The organism is Pseudomonas sp. BT-42-2, assembly GCF_025847435.2.
Taxonomy (GTDB): Bacteria; Pseudomonadota; Gammaproteobacteria; order Pseudomonadales; family Pseudomonadaceae; genus Aquipseudomonas; species Aquipseudomonas urmiensis.
Genome location: NZ_JAOYTM010000006.1, coordinates 135254 through 151993, shown reverse-complemented (window position 1 = coordinate 151993; position 16740 = coordinate 135254). Strand labels below are relative to the sequence as shown.

The 16740-nt window shown below is 62.1% G+C and carries 13 protein-coding genes; 6 read left to right on the top strand and 7 right to left on the bottom strand.

Going from position 1 to position 16740, the window contains the following annotated elements:
• Window positions 1–46: 46 nt before the first annotated feature.
• Both OIU19_RS05320 and OIU19_RS05315 read right to left on the bottom strand, forming a co-directional pair.
• Window positions 47–1309, bottom strand: a complete 1263-nt coding sequence (locus OIU19_RS05320; protein WP_264233935.1) for an OprD family porin — start codon at window positions 1307–1309, stop codon at window positions 47–49.
• Window positions 1310–1529: 220 nt separating this feature from the next.
• Window positions 1530–2441 (bottom strand): LysR substrate-binding domain-containing protein, encoded by a 912-nt coding sequence (locus OIU19_RS05315; RefSeq protein WP_186552985.1) that lies wholly within the window; start codon window positions 2439–2441, stop codon window positions 1530–1532.
• Window positions 2442–2662: 221 nt separating this feature from the next.
• On the opposite strand from OIU19_RS05315, the gene ycaC (OIU19_RS05310) reads away from it, so the two are divergent.
• The gene (gene ycaC / locus OIU19_RS05310) at window positions 2663–3292 is read left to right on the top strand and encodes an isochorismate family cysteine hydrolase YcaC (RefSeq protein WP_264233933.1); all 630 of its coding nucleotides are present in this window, start codon (window positions 2663–2665) and stop codon (window positions 3290–3292) included.
• Window positions 3293–3376: 84 nt separating this feature from the next.
• On the opposite strand, the gene OIU19_RS05305 is transcribed toward ycaC (OIU19_RS05310), so the two are convergent.
• Window positions 3377–3670 (bottom strand): hypothetical protein, encoded by a 294-nt coding sequence (locus OIU19_RS05305; protein WP_186552983.1) that lies wholly within the window; start codon window positions 3668–3670, stop codon window positions 3377–3379.
• Between the two features lie 463 nt (window positions 3671–4133).
• Between OIU19_RS05305 and OIU19_RS05300 the strand changes: the two genes are divergently transcribed.
• Complete coding sequence (locus tag OIU19_RS05300) at window positions 4134–4418, top strand: HigA family addiction module antitoxin (protein ID WP_264233931.1); 285 nt, start codon at window positions 4134–4136, stop codon at window positions 4416–4418.
• Between the two features lie 5 nt (window positions 4419–4423).
• On the opposite strand, the gene OIU19_RS05295 is transcribed toward OIU19_RS05300, so the two are convergent.
• Both OIU19_RS05295 and OIU19_RS05290 read right to left on the bottom strand, forming a co-directional pair.
• Entirely contained in the window at window positions 4424–6208 is a 1785-nt protein-coding gene (locus tag OIU19_RS05295; RefSeq protein WP_264233930.1) for a monovalent cation:proton antiporter-2 (CPA2) family protein, read from the bottom strand.
• 133 nt (window positions 6209–6341) lie between these two features.
• Window positions 6342–7316, bottom strand: a complete 975-nt coding sequence (locus OIU19_RS05290) for a GlxA family transcriptional regulator (RefSeq protein WP_264233928.1) — start codon at window positions 7314–7316, stop codon at window positions 6342–6344.
• A gap of 135 nt (window positions 7317–7451) precedes the next feature.
• Between OIU19_RS05290 and OIU19_RS05285 the strand changes: the two genes are divergently transcribed.
• The gene (locus OIU19_RS05285; protein WP_264233926.1) at window positions 7452–7814 is read left to right on the top strand and encodes a helix-turn-helix domain-containing protein; all 363 of its coding nucleotides are present in this window, start codon (window positions 7452–7454) and stop codon (window positions 7812–7814) included.
• 58 nt (window positions 7815–7872) lie between these two features.
• On the top strand, window positions 7873–8499 hold the full coding sequence (ycaC, locus tag OIU19_RS05280; protein WP_186552979.1) for an isochorismate family cysteine hydrolase YcaC: 627 nt from the start codon (window positions 7873–7875) through the stop codon (window positions 8497–8499).
• 31 nt (window positions 8500–8530) lie between these two features.
• Here ycaC (OIU19_RS05280) and OIU19_RS05275 read toward each other — a convergent pair whose 3' ends face one another.
• The gene (locus OIU19_RS05275; protein ID WP_264233923.1) at window positions 8531–13630 is read right to left on the bottom strand and encodes an AAA family ATPase; all 5100 of its coding nucleotides are present in this window, start codon (window positions 13628–13630) and stop codon (window positions 8531–8533) included.
• Window positions 13631–13892: 262 nt separating this feature from the next.
• Between OIU19_RS05275 and OIU19_RS05270 the strand changes: the two genes are divergently transcribed.
• Complete coding sequence (locus tag OIU19_RS05270) at window positions 13893–14888, top strand: response regulator (protein ID WP_264233921.1); 996 nt, start codon at window positions 13893–13895, stop codon at window positions 14886–14888.
• Entirely contained in the window at window positions 14885–15268 is a 384-nt protein-coding gene (locus tag OIU19_RS05265) for a response regulator transcription factor (RefSeq protein ID WP_264233919.1), read from the top strand. Before OIU19_RS05270 ends, OIU19_RS05265 begins: the two co-directional genes overlap by 4 nt.
• A 42-nt stretch (window positions 15269–15310) precedes the next feature.
• Here OIU19_RS05265 and OIU19_RS05260 read toward each other — a convergent pair whose 3' ends face one another.
• Window positions 15311–16612, bottom strand: a complete 1302-nt coding sequence (locus OIU19_RS05260; protein ID WP_186552976.1) for an Nramp family divalent metal transporter — start codon at window positions 16610–16612, stop codon at window positions 15311–15313.
• Between the last annotated feature and the right edge of the window lie 128 nt (window positions 16613–16740).

Here is a 16740-nt window from a genome sequence, read left to right as displayed (position 1 = left end):
CGGGGGCCACTTTGGCCCCCGTTTTTTTTGTGCTGTCAGGGGCGACTCAGAAACCCCCCTTGAGCGGGTATTCGATGATCAGGTACAGACGGTCGATGTCATCCCCAGCTTGGGCGCTGTTGGCCCGATGGCTGACATGTGACAGCGACAGGCTGAGGTCTTTGGCGGTGCCACTCTGCACCACGTACTTGAGGTCCAGGTCACGCTCCCAGTGACGGCCGCCTTTGCCTTGCTGGCCAAGGTAGGCACCGCCAGCCGGGGCATGCGTACCATCGATGCCGCGACCGCTGACGTAGCGACCCATCAGGCTCAGGCCAGGGATGCCGAGGGTGGCCAGGTCGAGGTCGTAGCGCAGTTGCCAGGAGCGTTCGTTGGGGCCGTTGAAGTCGGCGTACTTGATCGAGTTGGCCAGGTAGATCGAGTCGCCACCGACGAAGTCGAACGGCGTCTCGCCTTCGATCCGTTGATAGGCCAAGGTCAGCGCTTGGGGCCCGAAGCGGTATTTGGCCGCCAGGCTGTAGGCGAGCGTATCGATCGGCCCGGCGCTGGCGTGGCCAGTGTCGCGGCTGTGGTAGAGGTTGCCATCCAGGCGCCAGTTGCCCTCGGCCAGGTTCAGGTTGAGGTAGGCCTGACGCCAAGTGTCCTGCAATTGTGCTGCATACAGAGCGCCGCCGAACGGCCCGCCGGGCGCGTAGCGGGCCCCCGCCAGGCTGATGGCGTGCCCATGGGTGGTTGCGCCGTAGCCGCTGAAATCATCCTGGCTGGAGCTGTTGTCCTGATTGTTGAATGCGGTGAAGCGCCCGGCTTGCAGATGCCAGTCGAGCAGGTCGCTGTTTTCCAGCAGCCATCCGCTGGCGTACTCGGGATGCAGACGTTTGTCGCCGGTATCGAACACCGGTGTTTCGACGGTCATCTCGCCGTAGCGCAGCAGCGTCTTGCCAAGGCGTAGCTTGAGGGCGGCACCGGCGCTGGAGTAGGCGGACTCAGCCCGACCATCGCTGTCACGCGGCAGCAGGCCGGTGCCGGCATGGCCGCGTCCGCCATCGAGCTTGAGGCCGACAAACCCGTGGGCATCGACGCCCAGGCCAAGCGGGCCTGGAGTAAAGCCTGAGCGCACTTCGCCAATGAACCCCTGGGCCCATTCCTGGCGATAGCTCTGGCCGCTGGCCGACGGGCTGCGGTAGTCGTTGTGCAGCAGGTAATTGCGGCTGAGCAGCGACCAGCCCGGTTCGTCCGCCTGGCTCAGGGCGGGGCCGAGGATGACCATGACGAGCAGGGCGCGGGCGGGCCTGGATGATGCGAAAGACATGGGTGCTCCGGTGTGGATGATCGGGCACTGTGGGGCAGGCACGCTGAACTGTCTTGTAAGGGTGTGCTGGTGATCTGAGTCGTCGGTGCTGGCCTCTTCGCGGGCAAGCCCGCTCCCACAGGGGGCGCGTAACTCAAGCAGGGACGCTGTACCTGTGGGAGCGGGCTTGCCCGCGAAGAGGCCAGCACGGACAGCCAATCAGGCTTGCCCGAGCGTCTGCTCAGGCCATATCGCTGGAAGAGAACTCTTCAGCCAGGTGATCGATCAGCGAACGCACCGAAGGCAACAGGCCCCGACGCGACGGGAAGATCGCATGGACGATACCGCAGCGCGGATTCCAGCCCGGCAACAGCTCGACCAGGCGCCCTGTGGCCAAATCATCGCGCACCGCCACCCGCGGCAGGTGCGCGATGCCAACGCCGGCCACGACGAAATGGCGCAGGGCAAAAAGGTCGTCGGTGACCATCCGCGGCGTGTGCGGGATGACGATGCTGCGGCTCATGTCCTCGCCCTGGAACAATTCCCACTGATATTCACGCTGCGCGCTACCCCAGTGCACGCTGGGCAATTCGCTCAATTGCAGCGGATCGAAGCCTTGTGGCAGTTGTTCGAGGAACGACGGCTGGCCGACCAGGCATTGGGTGCTGTTGCTCAGCACCTTCATCACCATGTCGGTGTTTTCCAGCGGCGGGAAACGCACCCTCAGCGCCACGTCGAAGCCTTCGTGCAGCAGGTCGACGCGGCGGTTGGTGCTTTCGATGAACAGCTCCACCAGCGGGTACTTGAGCATGTAGCGGGTCAGCATCGGCCCGACCCACGAGTTGAGCAAGGTGGTCGGGCAGCTGATACGCACCAGGCCGCGCGGCTCGCAACGGTTGCGTTCGATGACCTCAGCGGCGCCCTCGGCTTCGACGCGCATCGCCAGGCAGCGGCGGTAGTACTCCTGGCCGATTTCGGTCAGCGAGCAATGCCGGCTGGTGCGGTGCAGCAGACGCACGCCCAGGCGATCTTCCAGGTCGGCAATGCGCCGACTGAGCTTTGACTTGGGCATGTCCAGGGCCCGGCCTGCGGGGGCAAAACCGCCGTGCTCGACCACTTGGGTGAAGTAGTAGAGCGAGTTGAGGTCTTCCACGTGTGGGGCTCCAGTTCATTCAGTGGGGCTGCGGGCCCTGTCGCGGGGCAAGCCCGCGCCTACAGGGACCGCGTTCGCAGCATAGCTGCATCGTTCGTAAAACAGAACGCTAAAGGCAAATTTCGCTATCTAGTGCGCCAAAGGTCTTGGTTTTAATCTTTCCCCATCAACGCGAAACACCCAACTCACTGAACATCAAAACCCCCTTTAGGAGCACGACCATGGCCCACTTCAAATACAACCGCCTGAACAAAGACGACGCCGCCGTACTGCTGGTCGACCACCAAGCTGGCCTGCTGTCGCTGGTACGCGACATCGAGCCGGACCGCTTCAAGAACAACGTGCTGGCCCTGGCTGACTTGGCCAAGTTCTTCAACCTGCCGACCATCCTCACCACCAGCTTCGAGCAAGGCCCCAACGGCCCGCTGGTGCCGGAGCTGAAAGCGCTGTTCCCAGATGCGCCGTACATCGCCCGCCCAGGCCAGATCAACGCCTGGGACAACGAAGACTTCGTCAAGGCAGTCAAGGCCACTGGCAAGAAGCAGCTGATCATCGCCGGTGTGGTGACTGAAGTGTGCGTGGCCTTCCCAGCGCTGGCGGCCCTGGAAGAAGAGTTCGAAGTGTTCGTGGTGACCGATGCCTCCGGCACCTTCAACGAGATGACCCGCGACGCCGCCCACGACCGCATGAGCCGTGCTGGCGCCCAGCTGATGACCTGGTTCGGGGTGGCCTGCGAGCTGCACCGCGACTGGCGCAACGACATCGAAGGCCTGGCTGCGCTGTGCTCCAACCACATCCCGGACTACCGCAACCTGATGACCAGCTACAACGCGCTGACTGCGGGTCAATAATCAGCCACTGCAATTGAAAAGGCCGGCATCCCTAAGGGGGTGCCGGCCTTTTTGCATGTGTCGGTGAAAAAGCTGGCGAGCTATTCAGCGCACAGGCTGCGACTCGATCCCTTCCAGCATCGCTTCAACCAGCGCATCAGCCATTTCGACGGCGTGCAGGTTGGCCCAGAACAGACCTTTGCCTTTTTCGTGCACATGATCGAGTGCCTGGTAGCCACTGGCGTAGGCGCTGCGCAGGTACAGCGCGACATGCACCAAGGCGTCGTGGGCGGTGATGTTGGGATTGACACAGAAGATCGGCGGATGGCCGGCGTCGCAGTGGCCGAAGGCGTGTTGCTGGGTGCTGGGGAGCGGTGGGTCGGGGACGATTTTTTTCATTGCAGAACCTTCTTGAGTGGACTGCAACCAATCTGTTTCCACGCAGAGGGCGGCAGCTGTACGCGGGGTGGAAAACCGGTCAAGAAGGAATCCGGTAGGCCAGAGGCCTCCCGCGCACAACTGCCATTGAGGCAGTCCAATCTTGACCTTCCAGGTTTCCACACCCGATCGCTGAAACGTCAGCGACCCGGTCAGCCTAGTGGGCTTGGATTTCCCGGACAATCAGATGGGGGGCGACAGATTTCGTAGGGTATTTCGCTGGTCTGGTGGTAACCAGTAAGAAAGGTATTCAGCGGTTGTAGGACGATGCTGATACAACAATCTTGGGGCGCAAAGCGGCTCCAGTTGTTCTAGAACTCGCGCATTTGGGAAGAATCCCACGATTCCCATGGAAGGCATGCCCGGGTAATTCGAGTTCATCAAGCACAAACTTCTGAACTGATAAATCTTCAGGTTACAGACTATGGCTATGCACAATCCGCCTCATCCCGGCGAATCTCTGCGCGAAGATGTCTTGCCTGCGATCGGCATGAATGTCTCGGCATTGGCTCGACACCTAGGTTATTCCAGAGGGCAGTTGTCCACCGTGCTCAATGGCCGCGCCGCCCTCTCTGCCGACTTGGCTTATCGTCTTGAGCTGGCAGGCCTCGGTGATGCCCGCCAGTATTTGGCTGAGCAAGCCGCGTACGATCTCTGGCAGGCCGCACATAGAGAACATCCGCAGATTACCCGTCTGGCTTTTGCCTGAGCCGCTCAATCGGCATCAGACTCGAACAAGCGTTGCAGCTCCTCCCGCGCCTCCTTGGCGTTCTGCATTACCTTGGCGCGGTCATCACGCACACGGCCCTGGGTCTCCAGCACCTGTTCGTCATGCTCGGTGAAGCGCTCGATACGATCCGCCGCCTGCTCCTCGGTCAAGCCCAGGCCAACCAAGGCGCGCCGGGTCATCTCCAGGCTGGAGTAGAAGGTTTCCCGAATCGGTACGGCGCCAACGTCAGTCAACTTGTGCACATGCTGGCGGTTACGTGCCCGGGCCAACACTTTCAAGTGCGGGTAGAGGCGCTTGACCCGTTCGGCAGTGCGGGTGGTGATCTCAGGATCATCCGTGGTGATCACGAAATACTCGGCCTCGCCGACCTTCGCCGCATGCAGCACCTCGGCGCGCAGTGGGTCGCCATAGAACACCGGTACTTGTTCGAAGGTGCGGGTCATTTCGATGGCGTCCACCGACGTGTCGAGGGCGATGAAGGGGATGTTCTGCGCGCGCAGGATGCGCGAGACGATCTGGCCCATGCGGCCCATGCCGACGATCACCACGCGCGGCGCATCGGTCTGGATCTGTTTGTACTGCTCCGGCACTTCGCGGGTGGCTTGCGGGCGCTTGAGCAGGCGCGCGCAGATGATCAATAGCAGCGGGGTAGCGGCCATCGACAGGGTGATGGTCATCAGCAGCAGGTCATAGGTGTAGGCGTCGAACAGACCTTGGTCCTTGCCCAGCTTGAAGACCACGAAGGCAAACTCGCCACCGGCCGCCAGCACCACGCCCAAGCGCAACGCATTGGCTTTGTTGAGGCCGCCGATGCGCCCGACCAGCATCAGCAGTGGCAGTTTCACCGCCACCAGCAGCAGCGTCAGGCCCAGCAGCAGAAGGGGGGCCTCGAGCAGCAGGCTGAGATTTGCGCCCATGCCCACACTGATGAAGAACAACCCCAGCAGCAAGCCTTTGAACGGTTCGATCTGTGACTCCAGCTCGTGGCGATACTCCGAGTCCGCCAGCAGCAGGCCGGCCAGGAAAGCGCCCAGGGCCATGGAGATACCGGCTTCTTCCATCAGCCAGGCGGTACCGATTACTACCAGCAGCGCAGTGGCGGTGGAGACTTCTGGCAGGCCGGTGCGGGCGACGATGCGGAACACCGGGCGCAGCAGGTAACGACCGCCGATGATGACTACTGCGATGCTGGCGAATACCTTCAGGCCATGCTCCAGGCTGTCGCCATGACTGGTGTCCGGGCCACTGGCAGCCAGCAACGGCACCAGTGCGATCAGGGGAATGGCGGCGATGTCCTGAAACAGCAGGATGGCAAACGCCAAGCGGCCATGCGGCGCGTTGAGCTGCTTACTCTCGGCCAGGCTTTGCAGGCCAAGCGCAGTGGAGGAGAGCGCCAGGCCCAGCCCCACCACCAGCGCCGCCGGCAGCGATTGGCCGAAGCCGAACACGGCAATGGCGCCAATGACGGCGCCGGTCAGCAGCACTTGCGCCAGGCCCACGCCGAAGACCGCCTTGCGCATCAGCCACAGGCGTCGAGGCGAAAGCTCCAGGCCGATGATGAACAGCAGCAGGACCACGCCCAGTTCGGAGATATGCGCGACGCTTTCAGTATCGCGGATCAGCCCCAAGGCCTGTGGGCCGATGGCCACCCCGGCGAGCAGATAGCCGATAACGGCCCCCAGCTGCAGGCGCTTGGCCAGAGGCACGGCAATGACGGCGGCAAGCAGAAAGATCACCGCGGTTTGTAGAAGGCTGCCTTCGTGTGGCATCGCTCGGACTCCATGAGCTGCTACGGGGCAGCGTTGATAGGTGGAGGGCGGATTGTGGGGTGCCGGTGAGGCTTGGACAATCTGGATCGTATGAGACTGATTGTCTCCTTCAAGGTGACAGTCAGTTTTGCCCTCAGCCCTCGCCAAACTGCGCGCGATACTGATTCGGCGTCATCCCGATCCGTTCGCAGAACACCTTGCGCATGTGCCGATCGCTACCAAAACCACTGCGCGCCGCCACTACCTTCAACGCAAGGTCGCTACCTTCAAGCAGTTTGCGGGCGTGGTCGATCCGCGCATTCTGCAGGTACTGCAGAGGTGTCAGGCCCACCTCGCGGTGGAAGGTGCGAGCAAAATTGCGGCTGCTCATCGCCACCAGCTCGGCCATCTTTTGCACGGTATACGCTTGGTCGATGTGATCGACGATATACGCCTGGACCCTGGCGATAGGTGAGCCATCGCGCGGCACAGCGGCAAGCAATGGCCCGTAGGGCAACTGGCCGCCCTGGCGATGGCGGGCCACCAGCAGCACCTTGGCCACTTCCAAGGCCAACGCTTTGCCGTGGTCTTCGGCGACCACGGCCAAGGCCAGGTCGATCCCGGCGGTAATCCCGCCCGAGGTGATCAGGTTGCGGTCAGTCACGTAGATCTGCTCGGTCTCGACCTTCGCTTCGGGAAACTGCTGGGCCAGGCGCTCCACGTAGTTCCAATGGGTCGTGCAGCGAAAGCCGCCGAGCAGGCCGGCGCGGCCGAGCAAGAACACCCCGGTGCAGATCGCGCCAAAGCGCTTGGCGCTGGCTACGGCCCGGGGCAGCCAGTTTTCCAGCCCAGGCAGCGCCACGTCATAGGCGCCCGGTCCGCCTGGTACCAGCAACAGGTCAATGTCACCGGGCAGCTGCTGCAAGCTGAGGTCAGCCACCACCTGCAAGCCACAGGAGCTGCGGATCTTGCCTTCGCCCTCAGCCAGGGTAAGCAGGCGGTAACGGCGTTCTGCAGGCAAGAAGCGGTTGGCCAGGGCGAACGCGTCCAATGGGCCCGTCACGTCGAGCATCAGCACATCATCGAACAGGACCACTGCCACGGTTTTGTAAGCATGAGGCTGCTGCATAACCCATATACCTCTTGAATCTGTGCGGCATCTTAACAAGGCGCGGGCGGCACAATTAAGAACTATTAAGCTTTGCCTCAGGACTTTGTCATGAGCCGGCGGCGAGACTGCTCCCATTGAAAGAGGAGCCTCGCCATGCCCATCCAGACCGAGCCAGGCGCACTTACGGCCGGGCGTCTGCATCGAGCCAAGGAGCTGATGCTGCACAGCGACCTGTCGATCATCGAGATCGCCGCTGTGTGCAACCTGACCCGCAGCCACTTCTCTCGCGCGTTCAAGATCAATACCGGGCTCTCACCACAGGCCTGGCGCCTGCTGGCGCGGCTGGAGAAGGCCAAGCAACTGCTGGTCACTGAAGCGCCAATCACCCATGTCAGCCTGGAGTGCGGGTTTTTCGACCAGTCGCACTTCACCCGTGTCTTCAGCCGCCTGGTCGGGCAGCCGCCCAAGGCCTGGCGCCAGTCGGCCAGATCGCAAGTTCCGAGCTACCACCCTTAAGCCATTTCTATCCCTATGGATAGGTCTGAAGGGTGTTCCCAACCCAAGGAGTTACATCATGAGCAATCCCGACTACAAGCGCCTGAACAAAGATGATGCCGTGGTACTGCTGGTCGATCACCAGACCGGTCTGATTTCGTTGGTCCAGGATTTCTCGCCCAACGAATTCAAGAACAACGTTCTGGCCCTGGGCGATCTGGCCAAGTTCTTCGGCCTGCCGACCATTCTGACCACCAGCTTCGAGCAAGGCCCGAACGGCCCGCTGGTGCCCGAGCTCAAGGAAATGTTCCCGGACGCGCCATACATTGCTCGTCCAGGGCAGATCAACGCGTGGGATAACGAAGATTTCGTCAAGGCGATCAAGGCCACTGGGCGCAAGCAGTTGATCATCGCGGGCGTGGTCACTGACGTGTGCGTGGCGTTCCCGACCTTGTCGGCCCTGGCCGAAGGCTTTGAGGTGTTCGTGGTGACGGATGCGTCCGGTACCTTCAACGAAACCGTGCAGCAGGCGGCGTGGGTGCGCATGACCCAGGCCGGGGCGCAGATGATGAACTGGTTCTCGGTGGCGTGTGAGCTGCACCGTGACTGGCGCAACGACATCGAAGGCTTGGGCAATCTGCTGTCGCAGCGGATTCCTAACTATCGCAACTTGATGAACAGCTACTCGGCACTCACGGCCAAGTAATACCGCGGGGCCGCTGCGGCGGCCCCGGCTTTCAGGGCAGCGTCACTACAATCCGGCAGCCGCCCAACGTCGAGGCCTGCACACGCAGACTGCCGCCATGCGCCTGCACGACTGAATTGCAGATCGCCAAGCCCATCCCCAAGCCACTGGCTTTGGTGGTATAGAACGCGTCGAAAATCCGCTCTTGTTCCTCTGGCGCGATGCCTGGTCCGTTGTCATCCACACTGATTTCAACGCCCGCCTCGCCAAGGGCGCAGACAATCTGCAGCACCCCGTCAGTGCGAAAATCGCTTAGCGCTTCCAGGGCATTGGTGATCAGGTTGAACACCAGTTGCTGAATCTGCACTGCATCGACCTTGGCGCTTACTCCAGGCTGTAATTGCGCCTGGACCTTCACCGCAGCCCTGAGCGCATCGGATGAAGTCATGCGGATAACGTCTTCGAGCAACTCATCCAGCCTGACCTCCTTGACCTGCATCGGCGCCTGCTTGGCCAGGGCGCGCAACGCCTTGACGATGCTCGCCGCCCGTTCGCTGTCGGCGCGGATGTCTTGCAGGCCGCCGATGGCTTCCTCAAGGTTGGGCTGCTCGCGCTTGAGCCAGCGCAGGCTGGCTGCGGCATTGGAGGCGATGCCCAGCAGGGGCTGGCTGATTTCGTGGGCGATTGAGGCGGACAACTCGTTCATCACCTGCAGGTGCGAGCTGCGCGCAAGCTCGGCGCGCGAGTGGCGCAGTTCCGCGGCCATCTGCGCGCGGGCCTGATTGTCTTCGGCCAGGCGGGTGTAGAACTTGGCCGTCTGTAGCGATACGGCGGCCTGCGAGGCGAGGATTTCCAGCATGGCTAGCCGCTGGCTACCGAACAGGTTGGGCACCAGGCGATTTTCCAGATAGACCAGGCCGATCAACACCCCTTGGATCACCAGCGGCAGGCATAGCACCGAGCGCGCGCCGCGCGCTTGCAGGTCGTGGCGGAAGGCCTCGGGGCAGTCGGACAGGGCGTCATGCAGCAGCAGCGGCTTCTTGGTGCGCATGGTCGCGTTGATGATCGATAGCGGCGCTTGGGTGATGAACTTCTGGCAATCTTCCATGCTCACTTGCAGCCCGCTGTCGCTGATGGCTGCGCTGGCGGCCATCTGGAACTCGGCACCGCTGACGATCAGCAACGCGCCGTGGTCGGCACCGGAGTGCAGGGTCAGGTGGCCCATGAGCGTTTCGATCAGCCCTTCAAGCAGCACTTCTTCAGACAGCGCCCGCGCAGCCTGGATGCCGGCTTCAAGGTCCAGGCTGGCCTGGGAGGTCGAGCGATAGGTCTCCTGAATCGGCTGGGTACGCAAAAACGGGTGCAGTGTTTCCAACTGCCGCACCTTGCCGACTGCACCCCAGATATGGAAGCAGTCGCGGGCAATACGCAGGTGCAGGTTGGCGCCGGATATCAGACCGCTGGGGATGCACACCTCGGCCAGTTGCTCGTGGGCCAGCGCTTGTTCATGAATGAAGCCTGCGGCGGTAGCGGCGATCTGCGCCTGGTCAAAGCAGCGGATGGCTGCCAGTCCATCGCCGTCGAGTCTGGCGATCACCCCTTCGATCAACAGCAGTTTGTTGCGGAAGGTGACTGGATTGAACTGTGCCCACTGGCTGAACAGCTCGCGCAGCCGGCTCAACTGTTCACGCTTGTGCTCAAGGCTGCCGGGCGCTTCCGGGCTGCCCAGGGTCAAGCCGCAAAACAGGTGATAGTCGGCCAGGTTGATATGCGCAGGCACTGCCCAGGTCAGGGGGGCAGCGCGTTCTAGGGCGACCACGGCCTGGTTGATATCCCCCAGGTAGAACGCCGACATGCCTTCGAACAGCCGCTTGAAGAATAACGTCGTGCGTGAGGTGGCGTGGGTTTCCACGGCGTCGTAGAGCGAGCTTTCGAGGTTGTCGCGGTAGGCTTCGCCACCCTCGCTCAAGGCGCTCACGAAGGCCTGTTGGGCCAGCAGGATCTGTTCGATATCGCGATAGCCATACTGGCGCACAGTAGCCAGGCCGCATTGGATTTCCTCGGCAACCGAATGCAAGGGCTGGCCCATCACGAGCGAATCGGAGACCAAATGGTTGCAGGCGTAGCAGGCCATCGCCAGGTCGCCGCTCAAGCGTCCTGAGTCGATGGCTTGCTGCGCGGTGCGCCGGGCGAAATCCATCGACGCAGTCCAGGCGCTGACTTGGTCGAGGGCTAGCAGGGTGCTGGTCAGGTCGACCTCAAAGCCGTACCGCTCGATCAGTTTGAGCGCCGCCAGGCAGTAGGCGTGACCATCGTGATACGCACCAAAGCGCTCTGCCGCCATCACCCCGAACCAGGCAAGGCCATAGGTACTGCCGGGGGCAACGCCGTGCGCGAGGGTCAGTTCGAGGATTTTCGCCAGGTGCAGGTAACGGATATCGTCATCGATGAAGAAGGAGCAAGACAAGGTCGCCAGTAGGCCAATGGCGACGATGACTGTTTCGCTCTCGGCCTTGGGCAACGCCTCAAGGCAATGCCGGCCGCGCTGTTCGATCAGCGCCTGGATACTGCGCAGTTGAGCCTCGACCTGGAGCGCATCGCTGCCACGGCCTAGCTCGATGCCCAGCAGGCGCAGGCCTTCAAGCGCATCGTTGATCGCCGCGTCATAGTCTGAATGCAGGGTTTTGAATCGCGCGCGCAGTTTGCAGGCGATGGCCTGGTCGAGCGGCGAGCGCGCCCGTTTGCGGCATTCACCGATCCGCTGCTGGGCTTGGCTCATGCGCGACAGCAGCATGTCGCCTTCTGCCGCCATGCAGGCAAGGCTGAAGGCGTGTCGGTAGTCGACCGCTGGCGAGCCGCAGGTCTGTAGCAGTTCCTCGCCGGCGTTCAGATATCCTGCGGCTTGCTCGTACGAGGCCGAGTCACGGGCGCGTCGTGCCGCCTCCATCAGGAGAATCAGGTAGGCCTCGCACTCCTCAGTGCTGAACACAGACTTTTCTGCACGTTGCACCTGATTGGCGATCTCGAACACTGCATCGGCCAGCGCATTGCGCCACACGTATTTCATCACCCGGGCGATCTGGGCATGCTGTGCAGCGCGCTCCGGAGCGGCAGTCAGCAGGTAGGCGGCTTCCTCCACGCGGTCGTGCGAGAAACTCAAGCCGTGCTGGCTGGCCGCAAGAAAGCCTGCGTCCAGCAAAGCGTTGAGATGCTCACCCAAGCGATCGTGGTCGAGCGTCACCAGCTTGGCCAGCAGCGGTGGGTCGAAGCGCCCGCCAGCGGCGCCGGCGACTCGCAGGATCTCCCGTTGCGCCGCTGGCAAGCGGCCCAGGCGATGGATCATCAGGTCGGCGACATTGTCGGCATAACGGTGTTGGGCCACAGCTTCGAGAGACCACGACCAGCGCATGGCCAGGGGGTCGAAGGTGAACAATTTGTCTTCGACCATGGCTTTGAGGATTTGCCGAGTGAAAAGCGGGTTGCCGGCGGTTTTCGCGTGCACCAGTTCAGCGACCTGCTGGGCGTCGTCAGTGCTGACGTGATAGCGCTCGCTGATCAGCTGAGCGACGGCATCGACCGGCAGCGCCAGCAGCTCCAGGTGATGGCTGTGCAGCGGGGTCAAATGGGTAGAGTTGGCCAGTTCGTAGGCTTTGCCAGCCGGGTTGCCGGCAGCATTGCAGCGGCTGGCAAAAATCAGCAGCAGGTTAGCCGGGGAGCGCGCCAGCAACTCCCTGAGCAGGTGCAACGAGGCGTCGTCAGCCCACTGCAAGTCGTCGAAAAAAAGAATCAATGGCCGGCCAGGCGCGGTGAACAGTTGAAGGAAATCGACGATCGCCCGCAACTCCTTTTCCAGTGCCAGCCGAGAGGGTTGTTGCGGAAATTCGGCCATGGGCCCGATGATCAGCTTCAGCTCTGGAGCCAGCGTGCCGAGCAAGCGGCCGCGGTCTTGGATGCGCTGCTGGATCTGGCTGCGGATGGTCTCCAGGTCTGCAGGGTTCTTGGCCAGCAACTGGGTGGTCAGCGCGCCGAGGATGTCGACCCACGGGGCGTAGGGGATGGCCTGCTCCAGGCTGTTGCATTTGCCGGCCGCCCAATAGCCGGCGTCATGATCGCGCAAGGCCGCCTTGACCAGACTCGATTTGCCCATGCCCGTCGCCCCGCTGATGAACAGCGCTTGGGCTGTGCTGTCACGACGCAAGGTCTTGAGAATGCGGGCGATGGACTGCAACTCGCTGCTGCGGCCATACAGGCGCTCGTGAGTGCAGGGCATGGGGTCGGAGCAGCCCAGGGTAAAGGTCGCGATCGTCTGGCTCGCCTGCCATTGACGCTGGCAATGGGCAAGATCGACGGCCAGCGCCTGGGCGCTCTGGTAACGCGCATCAGGCTCTTTGGCCAAGGCCTTGGCGAGGATCAGGCTGATCGCCTGGGGCACGTCTGGGCTGAGCTCGGCGGCGGGGCGGGGCAGAACGCCTGCGTGCAGCTGGCGCCAATGCTGCTTGTCGCGACCGGCCAGCGGTAGTTCACCCACCAGCAGTTGGTAGAGGATGGCGGCTAGGGCGTAGAGGTCGCTGCGCCGGTCGCTGCTGGAGCCGTGCGGGCAAACCTGCTCGGGTGCGAGGAACGACCAGGTGTCGATTGCTCTGCCCTGATCATTGATCCGCTGGCCGCTGTCGGCCTGGAACCCACCGAGCTTGACCCGATTATCAGCGAGCAATACGACATGCTGGGGCTGCAGCGCGCCATGCAAGACCCCGGCCTGATGGGCCTGCGCCAGTGCGTTGCTGGCGTTGACCGCGATCTGCAGAAACGCGCTCAGGGTAGGCCGTCCTTGGGCGATGACCTCGGCCAGCGATTCACCTGCTGGGTAGACCAACAAGGGGCCTTCGGCCGAGCGCACGAATGCACATGGCGTGACAGCCCATTCAGGGTCGAGCCGCAGTCGGTAGTCGCGCTCCAGACGCTGGCAGGCAGCGGGCGATTCCACTGGCGCGCGTATCGCCGTCCAAGCTCGAGCAGAACGTGCGTCCCACAAGCGGAAGTAGCTGAGCTCGCCCTCCTGTGCCAGCAAGGCCGTATCGCAACGGTTGAGCCAGTCTTCATCGATCGACGGATCGTGATCGATAGGCCATTGAACGAGGCGTTCACCCAGCATCGCGCATCCCCTGCAGCCTGCATGTTCAACGCGAGTATACGCAGCGGACCCGGCGCGAATGCCCGTTGTAGGCGGCTTGGCAGGAATGGGAACCAATCTGACCGTTCTGGATCCTGCGCCGCGGCCTTTGCTCGATTGCCGCGTGCGTTGGAGGTGTATCCTCAGGCCAACCTATCCCTCGGGATAATTGTCTGAACGCGCACGCTCACCTAGATTGCATGGGGCTGTGCAACCGCCTTGGCCTGTGAAACTCGAGACGATCATGATCCGACTAGGCAATGCGCTGGTGTCGCTGGAGCGACGAGAGGCTTTCCTCGACGGCAAGCCATTGCCTCTGGGTGGCCGTGCGTTCGATGTCCTGGCGATGCTGGTCAGGGCCAAGGGCCGCGTGGTTAGCAAGGAAGAGCTGTTCAGCCAGGTCTGGGCGGGCACCGTAGTCGAGGACAACAATCTTCAGGTGCAGGTATCGCTGCTGCGCAAGATGCTCGGTGACAAGCGCCTGATCCAGACCGTCGCCCGTCGAGGCTACCGGTTGGCAGTCGATACTGCCGCAGACCTTGCGTCATTTGCCCATAGCCCTTCATTCAACCTCGATCCCGACCTACCGCCCCCGAGCGACGATGGCGCCGCTGTGCCGGTGCTGGTGGTGGACGACGATCCATCGGTGCGCTCCGCGCTGGGCAGGTTGTTGCGGGTGGAGGGTATCCCTCACCGGCTTTACGCCTCGGCAGAGGAACTGCTGCAGGCGCAGTGGGATTCACCTTATGCCTGCCTGTTGCTGGACATCAATCTGCCAGCCGCTACTGGGCTGGAGCTTCAGGACATGCTCGGCAAGCTCGACCTGCCGTGGCCGGTGGTGTTCATGACCGGCTACGGGACTATTCCCATGGCGGTGCAGGCAATGCGCGCGGGGGCGATCGAGGTGCTGACCAAACCGTTCGATGAGCAGCGGCTGTTGGCGCTGCTCGATGTCGTACGTTTGCGCGCGGTGGCAGCGGGCAGGGCGTGGCAGCACGCGCGACAGGTTAAAGACAAGTATGCGCGCCTCACTACTCGCGAGCGCCAGGTGTTTTCGCTGGTGGTCAGTGGGCTGTCGCACAAACAGATCGCCAAACACATCGGAACCAGTGAAGTGACGACCAAGGTGCACAAGAAAAACATCATGAACAAGATGCAGTCGCGCTCGCTGGTCGATCTGGTTTCGATGCACAACGTGGTCGCTAGCTCTGGCTACGTCGAGGGCCAGGGCGCCGCATGAACGGACCCGTTTCAACCGCCAAGGCTTGGGTGTGCATCGTCGATGATGACGAGTCCGTTCGCAAAAGCCTGGCCAACCTGTTGCGCTCAGCAGGCTTGGACCCGCTGTCGTTCAGCTCGGGGGAGGCATTCCTCGGGTCAGGGATGGCGCGTGAGGCGGGCTGCGTCTTGCTCGACTTGAAAATGCCGGGGCTCGGTGGCTTGCAGGTTCTACGTGAACTGGCGGCGATGGGTTGGCGCGTGCCAGTGATCTGCATGTCTGCACACTGGAGCGATGCCGGGCTGGATGAGTCGATGCGCGAAGGGGCGGTGGCCTGTTTGCGCAAGCCATTCAGCGAAGAGGCGTTGTTGCAGGCAATAGGCTTGGCCTTGGCTGTTTGATACCGGGGCTGCGAAGCAACCCCGGTCACGTTGTACGATGACTTAAGTGAACAGATCCACACCCAGCTGGAACGCTACCCACAACGCAAGGCCGGTGGCGAAGGCCAGGGCAATGTTCTCGAACAGGTTGTTGCGGTACTCCTTGCTCAGCAACGACTTCTGGTTGGACATGATCAGCAAGCCCAGCGAGATCACCGGCAAACCGACGATGTTCAGTGCGCTGACCCCGATGGTCAGGGTGACGAAGTCCGGCATGCCGGGGATCGACCAGATCAGCGGCGTGACCAGGATGAACAGCATGAACCAGCGGTGCGCCGGGTCCTTGTGGAACTCCTTGCCATAGCGCTCACGTCGCTGTGGCCGCACGTGCTGGAAGGCATCGGTAATCAGCATCGGGAAGGCAGTGGTCTTGCCCGAGATGCTGGCGAACAAGGTCGCGAACACGCCGATGAAGAAAATGTACCAACCGATCGGGCCGAAGAACATTTCCAGGGCCTTGCCCAGGTCGCCCAGGGTGTTCACTTCGATGCCATTGGGACGCAGGATTTCTGCGCCGACGATCCAGATCGCCAGGTTGATCACGATGCCGACGAACACCGCGAACAGCAGGTCATTGCGCTGTACACGCTTGTGCTGCGGGCCGGTCCAACCTTTCTGGCGCATCACGTACGGGTGGACGAAGTTGGCCACCGACCCTGCCACCGCACCGATCACCGACACCGCGACCAGCATGGCGCCGTGCACGCCCTCATCAGCAGGGATGCTAAAGCCGATGGTGCCTTTGACGATGCCGACCACATCTGGGCCAGACATCACCGCCAGGGCGAGAAACGCCAGGGTCATCACTGCCAGCAGCAGCTTCATCACCCCTTCGATCATCGAGTAGATATTGCGCCCGACCAGCATCCATACCGCCAGCACCACGGCCATCGAGCACAGCAGCGGATAGTCGATGCGCAGCAGCATCGCCAGCGCTTCACCAGCACCCTTGATCATGTAGGCATTCATCAGATGGCCCATGAGCAAGGCATAGCCGAGCATGAACCAGGCAAACACCGGATGCAGTTGGGCGTAACCCTGGAGAATGGTCATGCCCTGGTTATTGCACAGCTGGAAGCGGGCAATGATGTTGACGATCAGGTAGCGAAGCAGCAGTGACACTGCCAGCACCCACATCATCGCGTAACCGTAGTTGGCCCCGGCCACCGACGAGGTGATCAGATCACCTGCGCCGAGCCAGGACAGCACGGCAATGATGCCCGGCCCGAGCAGTTTGACTACCCGAGAAAGGCGGCTTTGCGAGGGCGTGGCAGTTTTGCCCTCCACGGAAGGTATGCTCGTCATCGATGGTGTCTCCGTTATTTTTGTTGTGAGAGCTGGCGCAGTCGAACACAGTAGATAGGATGTCGTACAACTAAAATTACACGCTAAATATTACAAGATGTTTCTATTTTGGTGATGGCCTTTTAATG